General features: G+C 49.6%; 6 protein-coding genes. 1 reads left to right on the forward strand and 5 read right to left on the reverse strand.

The features are described from left to right. Both H9X86_RS11230 and H9X86_RS11235 read right to left on the reverse strand, forming a co-directional pair. The coding region (locus H9X86_RS11230; RefSeq protein ID WP_204901611.1) for a hypothetical protein at nt 1–322 on the reverse strand (322 nt) is incomplete at its 3' end. Between the two features lie 155 nt (nt 323–477). Further along, complete coding sequence (locus tag H9X86_RS11235; protein WP_204901612.1) at nt 478–1,095, reverse strand: SAP domain-containing protein; 618 nt, start codon at nt 1,093–1,095, stop codon at nt 478–480. A 571-nt stretch (nt 1,096–1,666) separates the two neighbouring features. Here H9X86_RS11235 and H9X86_RS11240 point away from each other — a divergent pair. Further along, a complete protein-coding gene (locus H9X86_RS11240; protein ID WP_204901613.1) occupies nt 1,667–2,440 on the forward strand; it encodes a MurR/RpiR family transcriptional regulator in 774 nt (257 codons plus the stop codon). A gap of 53 nt (nt 2,441–2,493) precedes the next feature. Here the strand turns inward: H9X86_RS11240 and H9X86_RS11245 are convergent, their stop codons facing one another. The 3 genes from H9X86_RS11245 to H9X86_RS11255 all read right to left on the reverse strand — a co-directional run bounded on the left by H9X86_RS11245 (nt 2,494) and on the right by H9X86_RS11255 (nt 6,846). Further along, on the reverse strand, nt 2,494–3,897 hold the full coding sequence (locus H9X86_RS11245) for a M24 family metallopeptidase (RefSeq protein WP_087256385.1): 1,404 nt from the start codon (nt 3,895–3,897) through the stop codon (nt 2,494–2,496). Nucleotides 3,898–3,912: 15 nt separating this feature from the next. Continuing rightward, nucleotides 3,913–5,175, reverse strand: a complete 1,263-nt coding sequence (locus H9X86_RS11250; RefSeq protein ID WP_204901614.1) for a M20 family metallo-hydrolase — start codon at nt 5,173–5,175, stop codon at nt 3,913–3,915. A gap of 90 nt (nt 5,176–5,265) precedes the next feature. Then, a complete protein-coding gene (locus H9X86_RS11255) occupies nt 5,266–6,846 on the reverse strand; it encodes a PTS transporter subunit EIIC (protein ID WP_204901615.1) in 1,581 nt (526 codons plus the stop codon). Nucleotides 6,847–7,261 lie beyond the last annotated feature (415 nt).

Genomic DNA, 7,261 nt, shown 5'->3' on the forward strand with positions numbered 1-7,261 from the left:
AGTCCTCCACGCCGTAGGCTTCAAAGTCATATTCAGCAAACTTGACAAAAGAATAGTTCAGGGCAGTGGAACGCTTTAGTTTTGTGGACACGGAAATGTGATCCGGTTGAACTTCAATGTCGCAAAAACCTTTTACTCCAATCACCGGGATAGGATAGGCTTCTCGAGTCCAGGTTCCATCTTCCATTTTGTGATAGTGACCACTATACCATCCTACTTCCAATTCAAAGACCCTGTGAAACAGGGCGTGGAATAGTTGCCCCGATCTTGTCTCTAATCGGTCATAGAAACGTTGCATCTCATGGAAAAGTTCCTGATTCATGTGACCACCTCATACGCACCAATATGAAAACCAACATCAGTATAGCATAAAGATAGGACTTGCACCACAGGGACAGCGTGGGTGTAGTAAGCCTTATCCATGGACTGATATTAGAAGATTTTATGTTATATTTGTGCAAACAGGGATATGTTCAGCTATTTTTGGTAATCCCTCACTTTGTTTAAGTTAGATTCTAATATTTTTCTGCTATATGTTTTTTCTCCTGCTGAATCTCTAACTTCTTTCCATAGGATAGAGGCTACCTTCAACTTGTTAGAATAATTTGAACTAATTGGATCTGCACAAAAATCCTTTAAAAACTGATTCCACTGGCACACTGAGTTATCATACCGAGCATAATCAGATTGCCCATAATAGATATCCAATAAATCTTGAATTGTAAATTTGGTATCTTTCTCTCGCTTTACTTTTCTCCAGGCTGTGGCCATGTCAGCTGTAAATTTAAATGGCGAAACTCCGGTTAAGACCGAAAAATATTCTCGAAACCTTGCGTTGAAAGAAAATCCGCAGGTAAGCAATGGAGTGTCCAGTGTAAGAATATCAGCGGTGTTAGAATTTTTCTGTATATCTGCTTTCTTGATATAATTACCATTAAAATATTCTTTGATTATGTTATTTAATTCTTGCTTAGTCCCCCTATGCTCGATCTGCAATGATTTGCAGATTTGAGAGAGTTCTTCACGATACCAATAATGTTGATTAAACTCTTCAAATGAGTTGATATCGCTGAACTTAGGCCTTTTTTCTACCAATATTTTCGCCCCCAGTAAGTTTAAACTTCGTGATATAGGCGGGAGTTTCGCCTGAATGGTCTGCAACAATAGTATAGCAGATGAATCTGCAACTACAAGGCTGTACCTTTCTACCGCACTTTTTGTAGAAAAGTCAATGGCTGGGTGAAAATTGCAACAGAATTCATTCTTTTGTTGGCCTGACCCACATGGGGAAAGGAGCGAACGGGACCAACGGAGACAACCGTGCCGCCCACCAGGCCCCTGTGAGCCTCCTAGAGGCATGTTCCGCGGCGGCCCATCCCCCAGGGGTGTACACGCGCCAGATGTGGCATACAGCCTATGCCTGGGCCGCCCAGGCTATTCCACACGATACAGCTTGCATCCAGCCATTGGCGCGTTGTCATGCCCACACGACAAGTGGTTTACACTCTATGAAGGATGGAGATCCAAGTGAGAATGGACATGGAGAAAAATAGATGTGGAATGTGGAGAAAATACCTGATACAATAAATACATACAGGAAAATTGGCGGAAAGCAGGTTTGAGGCCTGCCTGGCCCTGTGGTAGGTTCGTCAGGAGGAAAGCGCGTATGGGAACCCGATTGGACGGAATTATCAATCAAAATTACAACCGATTGAATCATCTGGATTTGCGTATTTTGGAATTCATTCAAAATCATCTCCATGAGAGCACCACGCTAAGCATAGCCAAATTGGCACAACGGTGCAATGTATCCACAGCAACGGTGTTACGCACCACGCAGAAGCTCAATTTCAGCGGGTATAGTGAATTTAAGTATTTTCTGAAAAGTGATGATGCACAAGAGACAAGTCAGAATGTGGATGCTGTGGAGATTTTGAATCAGGATATAGCTCAGACCATCAAAATGTTTCAACAGAACGGGCAGATTGCGGAAATCTATCGGAAGATGGATGAGGCAGAAAATATATATGCCTATGGGACCGGTCAGGGCCAGCGATTGATGCTCCAGGAAATGGCTCGCTGCTTTCTAAATGTAAATAAGAAGATCATTGTCATATCTGCGTCGACCGAGTTGAAAATTGTAAAGAAATACATGAGTCAGAGGGATGTATTGTTCATTGCGTCTTGGTCTGGAAATATTGATAAATACCGAGAATCCCTGTTGAGTTTGGATGTTTTGGGGACCTCCATCGTATCCATTACAAACTTTCATAAAAATGAGTTGGCCAGAATTGCTCCCTATAATCTATATTTTCAAAGTACCAGCATTGATGAGGTGATGAACATCAATCGCTCCAGTTATTTGACTCTCCACTTGGTTCTCCACCTGTTGTATGATGGCTATATTGATTATTCTCTCAAGCGAAAAGAGACAACATGAAAAAATCTCCTGACTGTGGCGCACTTGGACCACAGTCAGGAGATTTTCATCTATCAGGTAGATATGGGCCGAACCTTCATGGCTTTTCCCTTTTCCAGAAGCAGGGGGCGCAGATAGGCCACCGTAGAGGTCAGCGGGAGGACGTGGGGGCTGAGTTGGATGCCAAGCTCTTGTTGGAGGTAGCGCCTTCTGGCACAAATGCGTGCCCAAAAAGCAGGTGCTTGCGCTTGAATCTCCTGCTGCAGCTCTTCATCCGCCAGCGCAACGGTACTTTCTGCGTTGGTAGCGCCGTATCCCGCCACCGAAGGGATCATATCAATTTGAAACAGCATGCCGCTGACGATGGCCTCTTGGCTTCCTTTGTAAATGGGGGAGGCCAGCCATTCCTCGTCGGCCGTCAGATGGCCCGGGCATAGCGACCAGTGATACTGGGATTGCGGCATGACGGTTTGGATGCGGTCATACAGATCTCCGCCAGACATGCCGCAGCGGATTTGCTCCAGCCAAGTCACATAAGCGTGGAAGTAGGGCTTAACCACCACGTCCACATAATCTCTGATGGGTTCCGGCAGCTGAGAGGCGTCCTGAACGGCGTACCCGGCCCGAGACGATAGGCCCCCTTTATATCCCACGGTCAGGCTGATGGGATCCCCCAGCGCTACGGTGCGCTGGGTGGGATATAGGTTGGCCTTGATAAAACGGGGGCCAGATGCGGCAATGGTGACCACGCTGTTTTTTTGCCCTAGGGCGTTCAGCGCCGATCCCAGCTCTGTTTCCCGGACGCCTTCCTCCACTAGATCCATGGCGGCCAGAATGCAGTCGCCAGCCAGAGAAGCACCAAACTCATAATGTTCCAGTTCATTGATGTTATTGGTGCGGCGAGCGCCCTGATCGCCGATGAAGATGGATGCGGCATTGGTAACCCGTCCAGAGCTGCCCACCAAGCTGCCAACGGCATCTACAATGTAATAGGGAACGTCAAAAAGCTGGGAATTATCTTCCTGGGAGCTGGTGAACATCTTCCAGCCTGCGATCCCCACGCAGGACCCCGCCTGAATCCCAGCCTGGGAAAGGATCTCTTGGAAACTCTGGGTGGTCTCCATGGGCTGGTTGGGCAGAGAAAAGTGGGGGGCATGGATGGGAGTTGCTGGGATGCGAGCGGAAGCCACTTTGTTGAGGTTCTCGTTGCCCATGACCATGTAGTGCTGGCCACCTTGATGCAGCACCAGAAGCGCCTCCTCAAAGCGAGGCAGGAATCCGGTCAGATACTCAAAGTTATTGCCATGTTCCAGGTCTGCATACACCACCAGAGTATCCAGAGCAGCGGCTTCCATCCGTTCCAGGACTTTGCTGCACCGCTGGGCCATGGTTTCGTCGGTGAGCATGACCGGGATCTGGGTACAATCCGGAGAAGGAGGGGTTACCTGTGTGTAGTCGATTCGTTCCAACGTATCCATATGATTCTCCTGACATTATGCTTTTGAAATCTCTTTGATGAACTCCAGCAGGACATCGGCGCCTTTTTTGATGCTCTCGTAGTCGGTGAATTCCTCGGGACAGTGGGAGACTCCGTGGTTACGGCTGGGGACATAAATCATGTTGGTATCACAAAAATCTGTCATAATCATGGAATCATGGCCGGTTCCGTTGTTGATTTCCAGGTAACGATACCCCAGATGGTCGCAGATGGAGCGCAGCTTTTCCACGTTGTCCCCATTCATGACGCTGGGTCCGGTGGGATTGGAATACCCAACACGGCGGATTTCTTCCAGTTCGCAGGCAATGCCGTATTTGTGGCTTACCTCATCCAGAATGGTTTGAATCAGCTGCTTGAAGTCTGTGGTCTCCGTAATGGCTTTGCTGAAGGTGCGGATTTCAATTTTCCCTTCCACGCGTTCCGGTACAAACTGATTGGAATTGGGGGTGATGTCCAATTTGCCCATCATACCCGTGACATCTTCGCCCAAGGCCTTGATCTGTGCGTCAAAGGCTTGGATAAAGGCAGCGGCAGCCACCAAGGCATCTTTTCGAGAGGACATGGGCGCGGTGGAATCTGCGGTTTGGCCATGGAAGCGAAGGGTATATCGCCCAATTCCGGCCAAATAGCGAATTAAGCCCACATCCACCTGGGCTTGATCCAGGACAGGACCCTGCTCCACATGCAGCTCCACAAAGTTCTTAATGGACCCGGGCTTGCGAACGCAGGAAGCCAAGTCGGGGTTCAGGCCGTATTCCTTCATGGCCTCCAGCTTGGTTTGCCCAAACCGGTTTTTGACGGTACGGAGCTCCTCCATGGTGAGGGTGCCCACCATGGCTCTGGAATTTGTCACTCCGGTGCAGGGGCCAAAGGTGGCTCCTTCTTCCGCATTCATGAGAATCAGTTCCAAAGGATAGTCGTTGCAAAAGTGTTCCTCCGTGAGCACGCGCATCACTTCCAGCGCAGCAACGGTACCGGCCGCACCATCAAAGGCACCACCGTGGACCACAGAATCATAGTGGGAACCGAACATGACCACCGGGGCATCCGGAATGGTGCCCTCTCTGCGGCCGAAAATGGTGCCTACGCTGTCCTGGTAAATGTGCAAATGGAGCTTTTCCATCTCGCCAATCAGATACTCCTTTGCCATGGTATCTTCCTTGGAATAGGAAGAGCGTGTTACGCCTTGGCCTGGAGTAGAGGTGTAGGTGGCCAGGGTTTCCAGATCCTGCTGAATTCGACTTGTTTGTGTTTGCATGGTGTCATATCCTCTTCCTTGTTATGTTTTTTAGGGGTGGTGCTGTATCATCCGGCTGGATGATACAGCACCACGGAGGGAGGGAGTTGGTTAGGTGTGGGATTTCACAGCCCGCTTCAATTCTGCAGCTGCTTTTTCCACCTTGGAGCCATAGACAATTTGGCAGGCAGTTTCGTTGATACGAATGAGGCCCAGAGCTCCGGTGGGTTTCAGGGCAGCTTCGTCCACCAAAGAGGTGTCTTTGAGAATCAGGCGCAGGCGGGAGATGCAATTGTCAATCTCCACCACGTTGTCGGTGCCGCCGATGGCGGAGAGAATGGCAGCGCCCAACTCGGTGACTTCAACACTCTGGCTGACCCGGTCGGACTCATCCTCGCGGCCAGGCGTTTTGATGTTGAACTTGACAATGGCCCACCGGAACACCAGGAAGTAGATCACGGCATAGACCAGGCCAATGGCCACGTTGATATACCATTTGGTCTCAGGACCACGAAGGACGCCGAACAGCATCAAATCCACCAGACCGCCGCCGGCATTGCCGATGCACACACCCAGCAGGGTGTTGATGAAGAAGGACAGACCGGCCATAACTGCGTGGAACAGCCACAGCAGGGGAGAGATGAAGAAGAATGCAAACTCGATGGGCTCGGTGATACCAGTCAGGAAACTGGTGAGGCCAGCGGCCAGCAGAATGCCCTTGACTTTCTGACGGTTCTGGGGATAAGCGGACTTATACATGGCAAAACATGCAGCGGGAAGACCGAAGACCATGAAGGGATGAGTGCCCTGGGTCAGGAAACGGGTTGCCTCTCGCATGGTGTCCATATCAGGATTGCTGGACATGAGCAGCTGGTTGAAGATGTTCAGGGCACCGGATACCTGCTCGCCATCGATCATGGCGGTGCCGCCGATGGGGGTAAAGCGGATCAGCTGGTTGAGAATGTGGTGCAGGCCCGTGGGGATCAGCAAACGCTCCAGGAAGCCATAAATGAAGGTGCCGAAAGCGCCTGCGGCAGCTAGCAGATTGCCAAAGCCATTGATTACCATGTTGAACAAGGGCCAAATGAAGTACATGGCAATGGCCACCAGGGGAATGGTCACCACGATCATGATGGGTACAAAGCGCTTGCCGCTGAAGAAGCTGAAGGCAGTGGGGAGCTGGGTTTCATGGAAGCGGTTGTGGATGAGAGAGGACCACAGACCCACGATAATACCGCCGAAAATGCTCATGCGGTAGGTGAAGATACCCAGCACGGTATCATACGCGGCATTGGTCTGGGTGGCGGTCAACACATCCATGCCTTGGCTGGTCAGATACTCCACGCTGGTGGTCTCAGCGGTGATGCCATTTAACTGAAGGAAAAAGCGGATGGTGATGTGGAACAGCACAAAGCCGATGACAGAGGAGAACGCTGCCACATCTCGATCTTCCTTGGCCATACCCTGTGCTACAGACATACAGAATAGGACCGGAAGAAGGCTGAAGAGGCCGCTGGCAAGGGCATTGACCAGACTGACAAAGTCGTTTACAAAGCCCACATGTGCCAGTGCGTTTCCGAACACATTGGGATTTTGCAGGGTAGACGCTAAGCCCAGGAGTAAACCTGCGGCAACAATGATGGATAGGGGTCCCATCAAGGACTTGCCCAGTTTCTGTACAAATGTTCTCATACGATCCTCCCATAAGTTTTTTTGTGAGTTATTCACATGCGCGCTGTGATCAAACCCTTGTGTATTTGTATTATAATTGCGTAAGAGGGGAAAGCAATCCTTTTGCCTGCTTTTGAGAGGATGTTGAGCAAGAGAAATTTGTATCATTTTGTGAAATAAATTACAACGTGACGATCATCGCAAATAACTGAATAAATAAAGGCGAAATTTACACAATAAAGTGATGGAAAAGAGTTGCAAAGCAACAGTAAATCATGCGAGCTGAGAAGGCAGTGGGTCAAAAAAGAAATTTGCGCACCGGATAGAATGAACCGCCCCCCGTCAAGTAGACAAAGAAAAAAATAATAGAATCACAGCGCTGCGGCGCTGTGGCAACCGCAGATTTTGGACGGCAGCGATTGCTGCCAACCAGAAT

This window comes from Pseudoflavonifractor capillosus (genome assembly GCF_016902575.1).
GTDB lineage: Bacteria > Bacillota > Clostridia > Oscillospirales > Oscillospiraceae > Enterenecus > Enterenecus capillosus_A.